This is a genomic window from Pseudonocardia sp., assembly GCF_029263155.1.
Taxonomy (GTDB): Bacteria; Actinomycetota; Actinomycetes; order Mycobacteriales; family Pseudonocardiaceae; genus Pseudonocardia.
This window is the reverse complement of sequence record NZ_JAJCYB010000029.1, coordinates 17,801-34,122: the sequence shown is the minus strand read 5'-3', so window position 1 is coordinate 34,122 and position 16,322 is coordinate 17,801. Positions and strand designations below refer to the sequence as shown.

The window sequence follows — 16,322 nt, the reverse complement described above, 5'->3', positions numbered from 1 at the left end:
GGAGCGCCCGCAGCGCAGCGAGGACGAACGACGTTGACACCGACCAGCGGCGGAAGACGATCTACCCGGGAGGGAGGCAGAACACCCGTCGCTCAACAGGAACGACCTTCATCCGCAGCTTGACATCCATAGGAGCATCCGTCCGCGGTGCCGGACCCTCCGTTCGGAGGGGTCGGCGGCGCACCACCCGTGGCTAGCGTCGACACCATGCCCAAGTACGTGATCGAGCGTGAACTCCCCGGTGCGGGGAGCCTGTCCGACTCCGAGATCAACGAGATCAGCCGCACGAGCAATCAGGTGCTCGACGGCATGCCGGACGTCCAGTGGGACCACAGCTACGTCACCGACGACAAGATCTACTGCGTGTACGTGGCCCCGGACGCCGACAAGCTCCGCGCCCACGCCGAGCAGGGTGGCTTCCCGGCGAACGCGGTGAGCGAGGTGCGGCGCACCATCGACCCCACCACCGGCGGCCGCTGACCCGGGACGTGTCGCCGGGCCGTCGCGCCCGGGACCCACCTCGGCGCGGGTGGGGGTGCGCCGCGGCTCGACCGGCGGCGGTGCGCGGCCGGACCTAGGCTGCGGACATGAGCGACGGGTCCTTCGAACGCGAGCCGGTTGCGCTCGACGAGCGCATCACCGCGGACGGTTCCACCCGCTGGCCCGTCGAGGCCGGCCGCTACCGCCTCGTGGTCGCGCGGGCGTGCCCGTGGGCCAACCGTGCGGTGATCGTGCGCCGGCTGCTGGGGCTGGAGCCCGCGATCTCCATGGGGATCGCCGGACCGCTGCACGACGAGCGCAGCTGGCGGTTCCACCTCGATCCCGGCGACCGTGACCCGGTGCTGGGCATCGAGTACCTCGGCGAGGCCTACCGCGCCGCCGATCCGGACTTCGCCGCCGGCATCACGGTGCCCGCCATGGTGGACATCGCGAGCGGCAAGGTGGCCACCAACGGCTTCCAGCAGCTCACCCTGGACTTCTCCACCCAGTGGACCGCGCACCACCGCGCCGGCGCCCCCGACCTCTACCCCGACAAGTTCCGGGACGAGATCGACGAGGTGATCGACTCGTTCTACGAGGACGTCAACAACGGGGTCTACAAGTGCGGGTTCGCCTCCACCCAGGAGGCCTACGAGCGGGCCTACCACGCGCTGTTCGCGCGGCTCGACGCGCTGTCGGAGCGCCTGTCCACACAGCGCTACCTGGTGGGGGACACGATCACCGAGGCCGACGTCCGGCTGTGGGTCACCCTCGTCCGCTTCGACGCGGCCTACCACGGCCACTTCAAGGCCAACCGCCACAAGCTCGTCGAGCTGCCGGTGCTGTGGGCCTACACCCGTGACCTGTTCCAGACCCCCGGGTTCGGCGACACCATCGACTTCGCCCAGATCAAGCAGCACTACTACGGCGTGCACGACACGATCAACCCGAGCGGTGTGGTGCCGCTCGGCCCGGACCTGTCGGGTTTCCTGACCCCGCACGGCCGCGAGCGGCTCGGGGGGCGCCCCTTCGGCGACGGGACCCCGCCCGGTCCGGCCCCGGAGGGCGAGCGGGTGCCGTCGATCAGCTGAGCAGCTCGGGGGGCGCGCCGCGGTGCGGGCAGCCGGGTCAGCACGGAGAAGGTCTCGATCACCGCGTGGTCGATGAGCGCGTCACAGCGGCGGACCGCCGTGGCTGCGGCCATGTGGGACTCGTGCCAGCGCGCGAACGCCGCGACGAGCACCGAGGTGTCGCACGCGATCACCGACGCGTCCGCTCCAGGATGTCGCGGACGTCGTCGGCGGTGAGGGGTCCGGGCTCGGCGTCGACCTCGGCGGCCAGGAAGCCGTCGCGTTCGACCAGGCGCATCGGCGCGGACACGGCCTCGATCTCGATCCGGCCGTCGCGCTCGATGATCTCCAGCTCCTGGCCGGGCTGCAGCGCGGCGGACTCCCGGAGCTGCTTGGGGATGACCACACGGCCCGCCGCGTCGATGGTAGTCCGCATGGTAGGAATCTACCATCGACGCGGGAGCTACATGTCCATCCCGCCGTTGACCGAGATGACGCTGCCGGTGATGTAGCCCGCCTCGTCGTCGACGAGGAACGACACGGCCCGGGCGATCTCCGAGGCCTGCCCGAGGCGCCCGACCGGCACCCTGGCGACGATCTTCTCGAACGCCTCCGGCGCGATCGCGGCCACCATCTCGGTCTCGATGTAGCCCGGTGCCACGCAGTTGACGGTGATGCCCTTGTTGGCCGTCTCGCGCGCCAGGCTCTGCGTCAGCCCGAACAGCCCCGCCTTGGACGCGGCGTAGTTGACCTGCCCGATGTTGCCCATCTGCCCGATCACCGAGCTGATGTTGACGATCCGCCCGAACCGCTTCTCCAGCATGTGGTCGAGGACCGGCTTGGTCATGTAGAAGGCGCCCGAGAGGTTGACGCGCAGCACGGCGTGCCAGTCCTCCACCGTCATCCTGCGCATCGTCTTGTCGACGGTGACACCCGCGTTGTTGACCAGGTAGTCGACGCGGCCGTAGCTCTCCAGCACCTCGCTGACCACCCGCTGGCAGTCCTCCGGGACACCCACGTTGCCCTGGTGCACCGAGACCGAGGCCCCCTCGGCGGCGAGCTTGCCGGCGAGCTCCTCGGCCGCCTTGCTGTTCGACGAGTACCCGGCGGCGACGTGCACCCCGGACCGGGCGAGCGCCGTGGTGATGGCGGCCCCGATCCCGCGGGCCCCGCCGGTGACGATGGCGACGCGGCGCTCGGAGTCGTGCATGACGTCGGTCATTTCTGCCCCCTGGGGTCGTGGATGTGCACTACTCGCCGAACGCTACGCGGACGTCGTCGCTGGTGGTGGCCATCGACGGGGCCCGCGGCGCGGTGTCGGTGACCGCGCCGGTCGCCTCCGGGGCGACGATCGCCGGGTCGACCCGCAGCACCGCGTACCCGCCGACCGCGCCGGCGCCGAAACCGGGTGCGAACACCCGCATCGGGCGGTCGATCGCGCCGTCGCGCACGGCGTCGGCGATGGCGATCGGGATGGACGCGGCCGAGACGTTGCCCATCGTCTCGATGTTGAAGTAGAGCTGGTCGGGCGTGAGCCCGGCCTTCTCGGCCAGGCCGAGGATCATCGTCTTGTTGGCCTGGTGCGGCACGATCAGGTCGATCGAGTCGATCAGCGGGCGCGACGGGTCGTCGGGATCGGGCTCGTCGCCCAGCTCGCCGAGCATCTGACCCAGGTAGCGCTGCACCAGCGACTTCACCTCGGGGCCGTACACGGTGATGTCGTTGTCGAACTCCGGGTTGGGCCAGATGATCGAGTTGACCTCGCTGACCGGCCCGCTCGCGTAGGTCTGCAGGACCTCGACGTCGGTGTGCTCACCGGGCGCCACGACGATGGCCGACGCCCCGTCCCCGAAGATCATCCGTGAGGTGCGGACCGCGCCGATCTTGTCGGAGAACTTCTCGACGCAGACCAGCAGCACCGGCCGCTGCACCTCCTGCAGCAGCCGCACGGCCTCGGAGAGCCCGTAGGGCAGTCCCGCGCAGGCGGCGACGATGTCGGCCGACACGTGGGTCTGCAGCAGCCCGAGCTGACCCGAGAGCCAGCAGGCCACCGACGGGATCAGCTTCTCGCTGGTGCACGTGGCGACGAGCACCGCGCCGATCTCGGCGGGCTCGCGACCGGAGTGCTCAAGGGCGGCGCGGGCCGCGTCGAGCGCGAGCTGTTCGAGCGAGCGTGCCGAGTAGCGGCGCTCGTCGATGCCGGTCTTCGCGCTGATCTCCGCGGCGCTCATCGGGGACCAGGAGAAGCTGGAGTTGCGGATCACGTCGTCGTTGGTGCACACGAGCTCGCCGCGCACCACCGACAGCGCCTCCAGCACCGGTGCCACCGCGAAGGCCTCGCGGACGCGCACCGGCGGGTAGGGCCGGATCGGCTGCACGGGCGGCAGCGGGGCCGGGCCCGCGCTCGTGGGGGCGGAGTTCGATGCGTCCGCCCTCCCTGCTGATCGGACACGGTCGATGAACGCGGTGACGTCGCGGTTGCGCGGGTGCAACGCGATGACCACGTCGTCGTCGCCGATCTCGCCGACCGGCCGTAGCGCGGTGTCGGCGCGCTCCCACGGGTACTGGTTGTGCAGCACCATCGCCCAGCGCGACAGCGCCTCCAGCTCCGGCACCGACTCGTCGGCGTCGAGGATCTCGGTGAGGGTGAAGGTGGGGAAGTCCGGGTCGTGCGCCGGGAGGACCCACGTCAGGGCGTCGGGCTGCGCGAGGAGCTCGGCCACCGTCGGCTTGATCGCCGGGAGCTCGGTGGCGTGGTGGCGCTTGTTCCGGAAGACGTCGAACAGCAGCGCGAACGCGCGCTCCTCCGCGGCCTCGTCGTAGGTGGCCGGCAGCTCGCGGTAGGCCCGCTCGACGGCGGAGACCTTGCGCTCCCCGTCCTCCCAGTGCGTGAGCACCGGGAGGAACACGTCGTCTCGGGTGCGGGGGAGGTCGCGGAATCGGGTGGGTCGCTTGTCGAACATCGTCATCGAGAACCGGTTGACCCAGAACAGGTTCTGGGCGAGGTCGCGCAGCAGCGGGAACCGGCTGTCGTAGGCGCCGGACTCGACGCGCGCGAGGATGTCGGTGCCGGTGGGTGCCTTGGCCTCGAAGTCGCGGCCGATCACGGCGGTGAACTGGTCCAGCGAGTCCAGGACGGAGAAGTCGAGCTCGGCGAGGACGGTGGCGGGGAAGACGAGCCTGCCGTGTCGGTTCACGACGAATGGCTTCATGCACATGCTCCGGTCGGGTCGACGATCGGGGGACACCCCACTGAACGTGATCGGGCGGGTACGGCACAACCGACGGCCGGGGGAACCTGGCCCGATTACCGCGGGTGCTTCCTCACAACTCGCCGGTAGGGAGGATGATGGCCCGCGATGTCACGCCGAGAGCCCCATTGCCCGCACTTCGCGCAGCGGCGCCGCCGCAGCGGCGCCGCCCGCCGCCCGGCCGCCCCGCTGCTCGCCGGGCTGGTCGCGGGGGTGCTGGCGGCCGCGGTCGTCGGGTTCGTCCCGGCGGCGGCCGCGCCGGCCCCGGTGGTCGCCGCGGTCGCCGCCCCCGTGGTGGACGACCCGCTGGGCCCGGACCGGTTGCCCGCATGCGCCGGGATCGTCGCCGCGATGACGCCGCGGGAGCGGCTGGCGCAGCGGCTGATGGTCGGCGTGGACGTCGGCGACCCGGTCGCCGCCGCGCAGACCGTCCGGTCCACGCAGGTCGGCGGGATCTTCCTGCCCGGCAACGAGACCGCACTGCTGGAGGACCAGGCCGTGCGCGCGCTGCAGGCCGGCGCGCGGATCCCGGTGGCGGTGGCCGTCGACGACGAGGGCGGGCGCGTGCAGCGCATCGACATGCTCGACGGGGACCTGCCCAGTGCCCGCGAGATGAGCAGCCTGACCGTCGACGAGGTGCGGGTGCTCGCCGAGGAGCGCGGGCGGCGCCTCGCCGCGCGCGGCGTCACGTTGAACCTGGCGCCGACCGTCGACCTCGGCGGGCAGCCGGCGGGCGCGGTCATCGGCGACCGCAGCTTCGGCACCGACCCCGACACCGTCACCCGCTACGCGCGGGCCTTCGCCGAGGGGATGGCCGCCGCCGACGTCGGATCGGTCGTCAAGCACTTCCCCGGCCACGGCCGCGCCGACGGCGACTCCCACGCCGGGCGGGTCACCACCCCGTCGCTCGACGACCTGCGCGCGGCCGACCTGCGCCCCTACGCCGACCTCGTCGGGCCGGGCGCGCCGCTGGCCGGCGGGACGACCGGCGTGATGGTCGGGCACCTCGACGTCCCCGGCCTCACCGACGGCCTGCCCACCTCGCTCACCCCGGCCGCGTACGCGCTGCTGCGCGAGGAGTACGGCTTCGACGGCCTGGTGGTCACCGACGACCTGGGCGCGATGAAGGCCATCACCGGCGAGTTCGAGCTGCCCGAGGCCGTCCGCACCGCCCTGGACGCGGGCGCGGACATGGCGCTGTGGTCCAACCCCGACGACCCGGACGCGGTGCTCGACGTGCTGGAGCCCGCACTGGCCGCAGGCACCCTCGACCCGACGGCCAACGAGGCCGCGGTCACCCGCGTCCTGCGCGCGAAGCGCGTCTGCAGCTGAGCCGCACCAGAGATGGTCATGCTAGTCTGACCAACATGACCATCACCTGCAACGTCGCCGAGGCGAAGGCCCAGCTCTCGCGGCTGCTCGACGCCGCGCTCGCCGGCGAGGAGGTGGTGCTCGCGCGGGCCGGCACACCGCTGGTCCGGCTCGTCCCCGTACAGCGGGTCCCCGCTCGCGAGCTCGGATTCCTCCCGATGTCCATGCCGGACGAGCGGTTCGACCCGATCGACGGCGACGATCTCGCCGCCTGGTCGTGACCACCCTGCTCCTGGACACCCATGCCTACGTGTGGGCGGTGACCGCGCCACACCTGCTGTCCGAACGGGCGGCGAAGGCGATCGCCGACCCCGTCAACACGCTCACCGTCTCGGCGGCGTCGGCGTGGGAGATGGCGATCAAGCATCGCGCCGGGCGGTGGCCGGAGGCGGAGCTGCTGCTGAACCAGTACGACGGTGTGCTCGAGCGGCTCGGTGCACGGACGCAGCCGATCACCGCGGCCGACGCGATCCGGGCGGGCGGGCTGAGCTGGACGCACTCCGATCCGTTCGACCGGATGCTGGCCGCACAGGCGCTGGCGCACTCGGCCACCCTGGTCACGCGCGATCGGGCGTTCGCCGGGCTCGGCGGTGTCCTGCTGCTCTGGTGAGGGCTACTCGGCCGGGGTGGACCGGCCGAGAAGCCTCACCGGCTCACGGCCGTGCGGCCCGGGCCATGCCGCGCCGCACCGCGTCGATCAGGTACGGGCGTAGCTGCGGGCCGGGGACGATGCGGTCCACCGAGCCGACGCGCTGGGCCCGCTGCACGCTGTGGGCGGTGTCGAACTCGTCGGCCACCTCGCCCAGCTTCTCCGAGCGCACGCCCGGGCGCAGCGCGGTGAGCTCGGCGGAGAGCCGGCCCGCCTCGGCGTCGTCACCGGCCTGGCCCGCGTCGGCGATGCGGGCCTCCAGGTCCGCGACCCGGGGGTCGGCGGCGGTGCGCTTGTTGACCTCGCCCGCGAACACCACCGCCGCGGCCGGCGCCCCGCCGATCACCGAGGCGTAGGAGCCCTCCACGGCGGCGATCTCCATGTTGTCGTTGAGCGTGCCGGAGAACACGACGAACGCGCCGCCGTGGTAGCGCGACACCACGCAGAACACGATCGGCCCGTCGAAGTTGACGACGGCGCGCCCGATCTCCGCGCCGAACTCCAGCTGCACCTCGCGCAGCGACTCCGGGGAGCCGTCGAAGCCGGACAGGTTGGCCAGCACCACCAGCGGCCGGTTGCCGCTGGCGGCGTTGATCGCCCGCGCGGTCTTCTTCGACGACTTCGGGAACAGCGTGCCCGCCGTGAACGACGACGGCCCGTCCACCGGGATCCGCCCGCGGCGCGACAGCGGGCGCGACTCGATGCCCAGCAGGGCGATCGGCTGCCCGCCCAGGTGCGCGTCGAGCACGACCACGCCCTCGGCGTCGATCATGTCGGCCCAGCGCTCCAGGGTGGGGTGGTCGGCGTCTGCGACGGCGGCCATCACCGAGCGGATGTCGAAGGGCTTCTTGCGCTCCGGGTTGGTGACCGCGGAGAAGATCTCCCCGACGGTGGCGAAGTCGCAGCCCGGCCCGCTGTGCGGGGACGACGAGACGTCCCGGTCGACGGGGTCGGTGCTCGGCGCGGGGCGCGGGAACCGCTCGCCGGGTGCGCGGTAGGTGTGCGCGTAGTGCGCGAGCAGGACGTCGACGGCGCCGGAGAGGTCGGGCGCCCAGTACTGCGCCTGCCCGTTCGGGCCCATGATGCGGTCGTAGCCGCCGATGCCGAAGTTGTCCTCCGCGGAGACCCCGCCGGAGTAGTCCAGGCTCTGCTTGCCCGTCAGCACCATGGCGCTGTCCGGGGTCATCACGAGGATGCCCTTGGTGTGCATGAGCATCGTGGCCTCGGCGTTCCAGTACGGCTGGGCGCCCACGTTGATCCCGGTCACCACGACGTTGAGCTCGCCGCCACCTTGCGTGAACTCGATGATCCCGCGCAGCACGCGGCTGATCCAGTCCATGTTCTCGGTGCCCGAGTCCATCGCGATCTTGGCGCCCGCGGAGACGGCGAACCACTCGATCGGCGCCTCCAGCCTGCGGGCCAGCGCGATCGCAGCCAGCACGCGGGCGCACTCGGGCTCGGCCAGGGCGCCGAGCGCCTTCGTCGGGTCACCGATGAGCACGACGCGGGTCATGCCCTCCGGGTAGCGCTGCGTGGCCGTGGTGACCGTGCCCAACACCAGGTTGGCGGTGTTGCCGCCCGGCGCCCGCTCGACGACGACGGGCGCGCCGTCGGGATCGAGGTCGTACTCGGTGAAGGTGCCCGCCGCGCCGGCGCCGTCCGGGTTGCGCACGAGCATCGGCACCAGCTCGTAGGGGTAGACCGCGCCGCGGCGCCGCGCCCGGATCACCTTCTGCGCGTAGGCGTCCAGCTCCCGCATCGGGTGTGGCGGCGGGTCGGTGAGGCGCACGGTGAGGCCGGCGCCCGGCGGGCGGGACAGCCGCAGCAGCTGCTCGCGCGTCTCCCCGTCGGCGCCCACCATCCGGAACTGGATCATCACCTGTTCCAGTCCGAGCGCGTCGGTGCGCGGGGCCAGCAGCCGGAACACCGCGTCGACCTCCCGCAGCGGGATGTCGACCACCGGCCAGACGTAGAGCAGCACCCGGTTCCACTCCAGCTTCGCGTCGCCGCGGTCGGCGGCGCGCGCGGCGCGCAGCGAGTCCAGGCAGGCGTCGAGGGCATGCTCGATCTGGGGCAGGGCGCGGATCTGCCCGTCCTCGTCGCGCAGGACCGTGAGGTCGCGGACGTCGGACAGGGCGATCAGGCGCCGGTCGTCGGGCACCTGCTTGCCGACGGCGCGGAACAGGTGCACGTCGACGGGGGAGGGCAGGCGGGTGATCTCGAAGTCGGCCAGCCGCCACAGACCCAGGCGCTCGGCGACCATCGGGTGCAGGCCGCGCAGGGTGCGGTCCTCCTCCGGGCGACGGTCCGGGCCGGGCCGGAAGGTGAACCACGCCGACCGCTCGTCACCGCCCGGGCGGCGCACCGCCACTGCCACCCGCTCCAGGCGCTCGGGCAGGCGCCCGAGCAGGGCGCGGATCTTCTCCGCGGAACGCTCGGGATCGGCGTCGGGCGCCTCCCCGGCGATGACGTAGAGGTCCAGCGCGGCGAGGCGTCCGGGCGGTAGCTGCAGGATCAGCCGGCGCAGGTCGCCCTGCACGGCGATCGGGTCGGTCCCGGCCGGCGCGTCGGGCGCGGTGTAGACGGTGGTGGCCAGCACGGTGACGTCCCGGCCGTCGTGGACGTAGTCCGCCGTCAGCAGCGGGCGCCCGCCCCGGTCGGAGAGCTCGACGTCGGAGAGCTCGCGGATGCGGTAGTAGCGCCGCGTCATCACCTCCAGCATCGCCGCGTGGTGGCGCTCGCCGAACACGCCGAGGATCGGTTCGGCCGCCGCGACGATCGCGTCGATCCGCTCCGCCCGGGCCGGGTCGCCCGGGCCGGGCAGCACGTCGAGCTGGGCGCGCACCTGGTCCTGCCCGTGCTCGCGCTCGGCGGCGACCACCGGGGCGTCGAAGCAGGTGTAGCGCACCCGCCGGGCCAGGCTGCCCACGACGGGATGGCGCAGCTGGGTGGCGGTGACGAGCTGGTCGAGCGTGCGCAGGTAGTCCTCGCGGGACGCCTCGGGCAGCGACTCCGGGTGCTGCAGCCGCCACTGCAGCAGCGCCAGCACCACGGGGACGTGGGCCGCGGCGCGGCGGTGCGCGAGGAACATCCGGTACAGCGCACCCGACAGCGCGTCGGTGATCTCCAGGTCCGGCACGCCGTAGTGGGCCAGCGCCTGGCGCAGGCGGGCCCGGAACGTCTCGGGAAGGCCCTCGGCCTCGGCGTCGCGCGAGCGCAGGTAGGCGTGGAGGTACTCCTGCGGGTTGCGCTCCTGCTCGCCGGTGGGCTCGTCGGTGCCGCCGCGTCGATTGCGCGACAGCGCGCACAGGTCGGCGAAGATCCGCAGCACCGCGGTCTCGCCCGCCAGCACGCGCGCGTCGTCGGGGGCGAGGTCCTCGCGTGCCTCGGTGAGCCGGGCCAGCAGCGGTCGGGCGTCGCGCTCGTCGATGTCGAAGCCGAGCACCAGGAACCGCAGGGAGGTCAGCGCGTCGGCGGCGACCGCGGCCGCGTCGCCGCGGTCGCCGGTGTGCGAGGCGAGCGCGGACAGGTCCGCGCGCTCGCCGCCCGTGCCCGCCTCGCCGTCGGCGTCGGGCTGCAGGCGGATCAGCTTCGTGCCGCCCTCCACCTGGGTGTTCGCGTCGACCAGGATCTCGGCGACCCGGCCGCCGACGGGGGCGCGCAGCGCCGTCTCCAGCTTCATGCTCTCCACGACCGCGACCACGTCGCCCGCCTCGACCTCGTCGCCCGCGGACACCGGGATGGACACGACCATCGCCGGCGCCGGGGCGCGCACCAGCCCCACCTCGCCACCGGAGATGCGGTGCACCGCGCCGTCGACCTCGACGAGCACGTCCGGGTCCTGCGGCGCGGTGAGCACGCTGTAGGTCTGCCCGCCGACGGTCAGCCGCCGCTCGAACCGGCCGGTGCGCTCGGTGTCGACATCGAGCGCCACCCCGTCGAGCTGGACGCGGTAGCGCGTGCCGCGGGGCTGCGCGACGTGCAGGCGGTAGGACTCGCCGCCGGCGCGGACGTCGACCTGGTACCAGGTGTCGTGCCCCACCTCGGGGCGCCCGCGCTCGGCCGAGGCGAACAGCCGCGCGCGCTGGCGGGCCACGTGCGCCTCCTGCGCCTCCACCGCGGTGGCGAGCAGCGCGACGTCGAGGCGCTGCGGCGGCGTGTAGCCCTGCGCCATCATGGTGTCGAGCCAGGTGGTGTCGGCGTCCCCGGAGATGATCTCGGGGCGGCCCAGCAGGTCGAGCAGGAACGCCTTGTTGGTGGTGCCGCCGTCGATGACCGCCGCGGTCTGGTGCAGCGCGCGACCGAGCCGGGCGAGCGCCTCGTCGCGGTCGCGGCCCCAGGCGATCACCTTGGCGATCATCGAGTCGTACTGCGGCGGGATGACGTCGCCCGCGGCGACCCCCGTGTCGACCCGGATGCCGGGCCCGCTGGGCAGCGCGAGGTGCTCGATGCGCCCGGGGGCGGGCGCGAAGCCCTGCTCCGGGTCCTCCGCGGTGAGCCGGGCCTCGACGGCGTGCCCCCGCGCGGGCGGGGCGACCGCCGCGACGTCGGCCAGCTTCCCGCCCATCGCCACGTGCAGCTGCAGCTTGACGATGTCGACGCCGGTGGTCGCCTCGGTGACCGGGTGCTCGACCTGCAGCCGCGTGTTGACCTCCAGGAACGACAGCAGCCGCTCCTCGGGCTCGTAGAGGAACTCCACGGTGCCCGCGTTGACGTAGCCCGCGGCCTTCGCCAGCGCCGCCGCGGAGTCGCGCAGCAGCTGCTCCTGCTCGGCGTCGAGTGCGGTGGAGGCGGACTCCTCGAGCACCTTCTGGTTGCGCCGCTGCACCGAGCAGTCGCGCACGCCCAGCGTCCACACGTCCCCAGTGGCGTCGGCGACGACCTGCACCTCGACGTGGCGGCCGCCGGTGATGGCGCGCTCGAGGAACACGGTGGCGTCCCCGGCGGTCCTCGCGGCCTCGGATCCCGCGCGCTCGAACGCCTCGGCCAGCTCCTCGGGGGCGTTGACCTTGCGGATGCCGCGGCCACCGCCGCCCGCGGTGGCCTTCACCATCAGCGGGTAGCCGATCCGCTCGGCGTGCTCGCGCGCGGCCCCGACGTCGGCGACCGGCCCGCCGCTCCATGCCGCCAGCGGCACGCCCACCTGCTCGGCGAGCTTCTTCGCCGCGATCTTGTCGCCGAGCGCCTCCATCACCTGCGCCGACGGGCCGACGAACACGATCCCCAGGTCGGCGCACAGCTGCGCGAACTCGGCGCGTTCGGACACGAAGCCCCAGCCCGGCCAGACGGCCTCGGCGCCACAGGCCTTCAGCGCGCGTTCCAGCTCGGCGTAGTCGAGATAGGGGTTGGTGCCGGTGAACGCCTGGTCGGGATCGTCGGACCCGATCAGCACGGACTCGTCGGCCTCGCGGACGAACATCGCGGCCCGGTCGACGGCGGTGTAGAAGGCGATGGTGCGCAGCGGCGCCCGCCCGACGGCGTCCGATCCGCGGGATCGCAGGCTCCCCGCGGCGGCGTTCCACTCCCGCACGGCATGGATCAACCGCATGGCGGGCTCGCCGCGGTTGACGATCGCGATGCGCTGGAACGCCACGTTCATCTCACTCCTGAGGTTGTGCGTGTGACGCCGGGATCCCGCCGGCCCACCCACCCAAGCCGACATCCCGGGCGCCGCACAACCCGCGTGCGGGGGAACGCCGGTCGGCTCGGCCATGATGGACCGGTGACGACCATCGACGCCGGGATCCTCGACGTCCGCGAGGCCGGCCCCGCCGACGGAACCCCGGTGCTGCTGTTGCACGGGTTCCCGCAGGGCGCGGACTCCTGGGACGCCGTGGTGCCCGCACTCACCGGCGCCGGGTACCGGACCGTGGCGCCCGACCAGCGCGGGTACTCGCCGCGCGCCCGCCCGGGAGCACGCGCGGACTACCGGCTCGACGCGCTCGTCGCCGACGCGGTGGCCGTGATCGACGACCGCGCGGGTGGCCGGGCGCACGTCGTCGGGCACGACTGGGGCGCCGCGGTCGCCTGGCGGCTCGCCGCCCGGCACCCGGACCGGGTGCGCACCCTCACGGCACTGTCCGTGCCGCCCGCCGCGGCCTACGCCCGCTCGCTGGTCACCACGCGCCAGGTCCTCGCGTCCTGGTACTTCGTGGCGTTCCAGGTGCCGGGCCTGGCCGAACGGTTCCTCGCGGCGGGCGACGGGCCCTACTCGCGGCGGTTCACCGCCGCGCTGCGCCGGTCCGGGCAGAGCCGCGAGCGGGCCCGTCGCGACGCCGCCCGGTTCGCCGATCCGGCCGCGCTCACGGCGGCCCTGAACTGGTACCGCGGCGTCCTCGCGGGCCGTCCGGGGCCCGAGGACCCCCCGGTGCCGGTGCCGACCCTGTTCGTCTGGAGCGACGGCGACATCGCGATCACGCGGCAGGCCACCGCGCTGGTGCACCGCCACGTCAGCGGGCCCTACCGCTACGCGGAGCTGCGTGGGGTCAGTCACTGGATCCCGGAGGAGGCGCCCGACGAGCTCGCGGAGCTGCTGCTCGGGCACCTCGCCGCGCACCCCGGTTGAGTGCCGCGGGCGCGGCATCGGGGCGTCCCGCGCAGTAGCGTGCGGCGGACAGCGATCATGATCGGAGGTTCGGCGTGGACGTCCTCGCCTCCCGTGTGCTGATCCGACCCCGGGACCGGGAGCGCAGCCTCGCGTTCTACCGCGACGTGCTCGGGCTCGCGATCGCCCGCGAGTTCCCGGGCGGCACGGTGTTCTTCGCGGGCAACGGGTTCGTGGAGGTCTCCGGGCAGTCCGACGATCCGCCGGGGGCCGGCGTCGCGCTCTGGATGCAGGTCCGCGACCTCGACGCCGCCCACGAGGAGCTGGCCGCCCACGTGGTCCGCGGCCCGCGGCTCGAACCGTGGGGCCTGCGTGAGATGTGGCTCGCGGATCCGGACGGCACGCGGATCGTGCTGGTCCAGGTCCCCCCGGACCACCCGATCCGCCGCGACCCCCGCTCCTAGAGCTCCCGCCCCGGGGTCGTCCGGGCCCCGGGTACGTCAACCGGCCGTCGCCGCGCCCGGTCCGGGGACGGAGCGCAGCCGGGTGGTCGGCTCGACCAGGTGGCCGTCGGCACAGCGCACCTCGACGTGCACGGGCTGCCCGCAGCCGTCGTGCTCGACCCGCAGGGGTGGACCGGCGGGCCCGGCGAGGTGGCGGTCCCCGTACTGCAGCATCGCGAGGATGACCGGCCGCAGGTCGCGGCCCGCGGCCGTCAACCGGTACTCGTGGCGCTCGCGGCGGCCCGGCTCGCGGTAGGGCACGCGCTCGACGAGGCCGGCGTCGGTGAGCGCGGAGAGGCGGCGGGTGAGGACGTTGCGGGCGATGTGCAGGTGGCCGGCGAGGTCGTCGAAGCGCCGGATGCCGTTGAACAGGTCCCGCAGCACCAGCACGGTCCACGCGTCGCCGACCAGCGCCGCGGTGCGGGCCACCGAGCAGCGGGTGCTGTCCAGCTCCCTGAGGTCCATGGCCTGATGGTAGCGCGGGATGGGTTGCCAACGAGAACTCAGCGTGGCTAGTCTGCGTTCCTCATGAGAACTCAGCGCTCGGGTGCGGTGCTCCTGGTGACGTCCGCGGCGGCGTTCCTGGTGTTCCTCGACGTCACGATCGTCAACATCGCGTTCCCGGCGATCGCCGCGTCGTACCCCGGCGCGTCACTGGCCGGGCTGTCGTGGGTGTTCACCGCGTACAACGTCGTGTTCGCCGCTCTGCTGATCCCCGCGGGGCGGCTGGCCGACGCGCGCGGCAGGCGTCGGGTGTTCGGGATCGGGCTGGCGCTGTTCGGGCTGGCGTCCGCGGCGTGCGCGCTGGCGCCGAGCGCAGGCGCGCTGGTCGGGGCCCGCGCGGTGCAGGCCGTCGCCGCCGCGCTGCTCGCTCCGGCGTCGCTGGCCCTGCTGCTGCCGGCGTTCCCGCCCGAGCGGCGCGGTGCCGCCGTCGGGCTCTGGGGGGCCACCGGCGGGATCGCCGCGGCCACCGGCCCCGCGCTGGGCGGGGTGCTCGTCGACGCGTTCGGGTGGCGCGCGGTCTTTCTCGTGAACGTGCCGGTCGTCCTGCTGACGCTGCTGGCGGGGCGGCTCGTGCTCGCCGAGTCCCGCGACCCGGACAGCCGCCTGCCCGACCCGCTCAGCGTCGTGCTGCTCGGCGGTGGGGTGGCGCTGCTGTCGGTGGGCATCGTCGCGGGGGAGGACGGGGTCTGGTCGGACGCCGCGCTCCCGCTGCTCGCCGGGGTGGCCGTGCTGGCCGTGTTCGCGGTCCGCAGCGGGCGGGTGGCGCGCCCGCTGGTGGAGACCGCGCTGTTCCGGCTGCGGTCCTTCGCCGGCGCGATCGCGGGCTACCTCGCGTTCTCCGGCGCCTTCTACGCCCTGCTGCTCGCCAACATCCTGTTCCTGACCGCGGTCTGGCGCTACGACGTGCTGCTCGCCGGGCTCGCCGTCACGCCGGGCCCGCTCATGGCCGCGCTCTCGTCGCCGCTGGCCGGGCGGGTCGCCGACCGGTACGGCGCGGGCGCGGCCGTCGTCGGCGGCGGTGTGCTGTTCGCCGCGGGCTGCCTGCTGTTCGCCTGGCGCCTGGGTTCCGAGCCGGCCTGGCTGGCCACGTTCCTCCCGGCCACGGTGCTCACCGGCGCCGGGGTGGGTGCGGTGTACGCGGGTCTCGGCACCGCCGCGGTGGCCGAGCTCCCGCCCACCCGCTTCGCCACCGGCAGCGCCGTGGGCACCTGCGCGCGCCAGATCGGGGCGGTGCTGGGCATCGCGCTGCTGCTGTCCGGGCTGTCGGCCGCCGGGTCGACACCCGAGTCCTTCCGCACCGGTTGGCTGCTCATGGCGTTCGGCGGTGTCGCCACGGTGGCGTGCGGCGTCGTCGTCGGAGCGGCCCGTGCCCGTCCGACCCCCGTATCCGTCCCCGTGGAGGAGATCCGATGACCGCGACCCGGCCCGACCTGCGCGACCGCGCCTACAGCTGGCACGACCCGCAGCTCACCGCGGCGGCCGCGCGCGACGTCGACGGCCTGACGTTCCTGCGCCGCATGGCCGCGGGAGAGGTGCCCGCCCCGCCGATCACCGCGACGCTGGGTTTCACGGTGCTGGAGGTCGACGCCGGGCGGGTGGTGTTCGGGCTGGAGCCTGCGGAGTACCACTTCAACCCGATCGGCTCGGTGCACGGCGGCGTGATCGCCACGCTGCTGGGCTCGGCCGCCGGCTGCGCGGTGCACTCGACGCTGCCGGCCGGCACCGCGTACACGAGCCTGGACCTGTCGGTGAAGTTCCTGCGCGGCCTGGGCACCGACTCCGGTCCGGTGCGCTGCGAGGGACTCGTCGTGCACCGGGGCAACCGGACGGCGCTGGCCGAAGCCCGCCTCCACGACGGCACCGGCCGCCTGTGCGCCCACGCGACCAGCAGCTGCATGATCTTCAGCTGATCTGCCGCACCTCGGAGCCACAACGCTGTTCCGTCCAGCC

The 16,322-nt window shown here is 73.7% G+C and carries 14 protein-coding genes; 9 read left to right on the top strand and 5 right to left on the bottom strand.

Going from position 1 to position 16,322, the window contains the following annotated elements; genetic code table 11:
- Positions 1–207: 207 nt before the first annotated feature.
- Both Q1K26_RS05000 and Q1K26_RS04995 read left to right on the top strand, forming a co-directional pair.
- A complete protein-coding gene (locus Q1K26_RS05000) occupies positions 208–480 on the top strand; it encodes a DUF4242 domain-containing protein (RefSeq protein WP_300007975.1) in 273 nt (90 codons plus the stop codon).
- Positions 481–587: 107 nt separating this feature from the next.
- A complete protein-coding gene (locus Q1K26_RS04995) occupies positions 588–1,571 on the top strand; it encodes a glutathione S-transferase C-terminal domain-containing protein (protein WP_300007974.1) in 984 nt (327 codons plus the stop codon).
- 169 nt (positions 1,572–1,740) lie between these two features.
- Here Q1K26_RS04995 and Q1K26_RS04990 read toward each other — a convergent pair whose 3' ends face one another.
- The 3 genes from Q1K26_RS04990 to Q1K26_RS04980 are packed head-to-tail and all read right to left on the bottom strand — an operon-like array spanning position 1,741 to position 4,762.
- Positions 1,741–1,986 (bottom strand): AbrB/MazE/SpoVT family DNA-binding domain-containing protein, encoded by a 246-nt coding sequence (locus Q1K26_RS04990; RefSeq protein WP_300007973.1) that lies wholly within the window; start codon positions 1,984–1,986, stop codon positions 1,741–1,743.
- Between the two features lie 27 nt (positions 1,987–2,013).
- Positions 2,014–2,772, bottom strand: a complete 759-nt coding sequence (locus tag Q1K26_RS04985) for a beta-ketoacyl-ACP reductase (protein WP_300007972.1) — start codon at positions 2,770–2,772, stop codon at positions 2,014–2,016.
- 28 nt (positions 2,773–2,800) lie between these two features.
- The gene (locus Q1K26_RS04980; protein WP_300007971.1) at positions 2,801–4,762 is read right to left on the bottom strand and encodes a 3-oxoacyl-[acyl-carrier-protein] synthase III C-terminal domain-containing protein; all 1,962 of its coding nucleotides are present in this window, start codon (positions 4,760–4,762) and stop codon (positions 2,801–2,803) included.
- 147 nt (positions 4,763–4,909) lie between these two features.
- Here Q1K26_RS04980 and Q1K26_RS04975 point away from each other — a divergent pair, with 147 nt between their 5' ends.
- From Q1K26_RS04975 to Q1K26_RS04965, 3 genes are read left to right on the top strand one after another with little or no spacing between them, the layout of a single operon-like run.
- Positions 4,910–6,133: a glycoside hydrolase family 3 N-terminal domain-containing protein gene (locus tag Q1K26_RS04975; protein ID WP_300007970.1), complete on the top strand. Its 1,224-nt coding sequence runs from the start codon at positions 4,910–4,912 to the stop codon at positions 6,131–6,133.
- 35 nt (positions 6,134–6,168) lie between these two features.
- A complete protein-coding gene (locus Q1K26_RS04970; RefSeq protein ID WP_300007969.1) occupies positions 6,169–6,393 on the top strand; it encodes a type II toxin-antitoxin system prevent-host-death family antitoxin in 225 nt (74 codons plus the stop codon).
- The gene (locus Q1K26_RS04965; protein ID WP_300007968.1) at positions 6,390–6,782 is read left to right on the top strand and encodes a type II toxin-antitoxin system VapC family toxin; all 393 of its coding nucleotides are present in this window, start codon (positions 6,390–6,392) and stop codon (positions 6,780–6,782) included. Before Q1K26_RS04970 ends, Q1K26_RS04965 begins: the two co-directional genes overlap by 4 nt.
- A 43-nt stretch (positions 6,783–6,825) precedes the next feature.
- Here the strand turns inward: Q1K26_RS04965 and Q1K26_RS04960 are convergent, their stop codons facing one another.
- Positions 6,826–12,420, bottom strand: coding sequence for a carboxyl transferase domain-containing protein (locus Q1K26_RS04960; RefSeq protein WP_300007967.1), 5,595 nt, complete (start codon positions 12,418–12,420; stop codon positions 6,826–6,828).
- A 123-nt stretch (positions 12,421–12,543) separates the two neighbouring features.
- Between Q1K26_RS04960 and Q1K26_RS04955 the strand changes: the two genes are divergently transcribed.
- Complete coding sequence (locus tag Q1K26_RS04955; RefSeq protein ID WP_300007966.1) at positions 12,544–13,386, top strand: alpha/beta fold hydrolase; 843 nt, start codon at positions 12,544–12,546, stop codon at positions 13,384–13,386.
- A gap of 74 nt (positions 13,387–13,460) precedes the next feature.
- Entirely contained in the window at positions 13,461–13,829 is a 369-nt protein-coding gene (locus tag Q1K26_RS04950) for a VOC family protein (RefSeq protein WP_300007965.1), read from the top strand.
- A gap of 36 nt (positions 13,830–13,865) precedes the next feature.
- Here Q1K26_RS04950 and Q1K26_RS04945 read toward each other — a convergent pair whose 3' ends face one another.
- Positions 13,866–14,333, bottom strand: coding sequence for a helix-turn-helix domain-containing protein (locus Q1K26_RS04945; RefSeq protein ID WP_300007964.1), 468 nt, complete (start codon positions 14,331–14,333; stop codon positions 13,866–13,868).
- A 63-nt stretch (positions 14,334–14,396) separates the two neighbouring features.
- On the opposite strand from Q1K26_RS04945, the gene Q1K26_RS04940 reads away from it, so the two are divergent.
- Positions 14,397–15,785, top strand: a complete 1,389-nt coding sequence (locus Q1K26_RS04940; protein ID WP_300007963.1) for a DHA2 family efflux MFS transporter permease subunit — start codon at positions 14,397–14,399, stop codon at positions 15,783–15,785.
- Positions 15,782–16,282, top strand: coding sequence for a PaaI family thioesterase (locus Q1K26_RS04935; protein ID WP_300007962.1), 501 nt, complete (start codon positions 15,782–15,784; stop codon positions 16,280–16,282). The genes Q1K26_RS04940 and Q1K26_RS04935 overlap by 4 nt, the downstream gene beginning before the upstream one ends.
- Positions 16,283–16,322 lie beyond the last annotated feature (40 nt).

Excerpts from the sequence above, each read along its gene's own strand:
- Q1K26_RS05000 (WP_300007975.1), top strand. The coding sequence starts at position 208 with ATGCCCAAGTACGTGATCGAGCGTGAACTCCCCGGTGCGGGGAGCCTG.
- Q1K26_RS04995 (WP_300007974.1), top strand. The coding sequence starts at position 588 with ATGAGCGACGGGTCCTTCGAACGCGAGCCGGTTGCGCTCGACGAGCGC.
- Q1K26_RS04990 (WP_300007973.1), bottom strand. The coding sequence starts at position 1,986 with ATGCGGACTACCATCGACGCGGCGGGCCGTGTGGTCATCCCCAAGCAG.
- Q1K26_RS04985 (WP_300007972.1), bottom strand. The coding sequence starts at position 2,772 with ATGACCGACGTCATGCACGACTCCGAGCGCCGCGTCGCCATCGTCACC.
- Q1K26_RS04980 (WP_300007971.1), bottom strand. The coding sequence starts at position 4,762 with ATGAAGCCATTCGTCGTGAACCGACACGGCAGGCTCGTCTTCCCCGCC.
- Q1K26_RS04975 (WP_300007970.1), top strand. The coding sequence starts at position 4,910 with ATGTCACGCCGAGAGCCCCATTGCCCGCACTTCGCGCAGCGGCGCCGC.
- Q1K26_RS04970 (WP_300007969.1), top strand. The coding sequence starts at position 6,169 with ATGACCATCACCTGCAACGTCGCCGAGGCGAAGGCCCAGCTCTCGCGG.
- Q1K26_RS04960 (WP_300007967.1), bottom strand. The coding sequence starts at position 12,420 with ATGAACGTGGCGTTCCAGCGCATCGCGATCGTCAACCGCGGCGAGCCC.
- Q1K26_RS04945 (WP_300007964.1), bottom strand. The coding sequence starts at position 14,333 with ATGGACCTCAGGGAGCTGGACAGCACCCGCTGCTCGGTGGCCCGCACC.
- Q1K26_RS04940 (WP_300007963.1), top strand. The coding sequence starts at position 14,397 with ATGAGAACTCAGCGCTCGGGTGCGGTGCTCCTGGTGACGTCCGCGGCG.
- Q1K26_RS04935 (WP_300007962.1), top strand. The coding sequence starts at position 15,782 with ATGACCGCGACCCGGCCCGACCTGCGCGACCGCGCCTACAGCTGGCAC.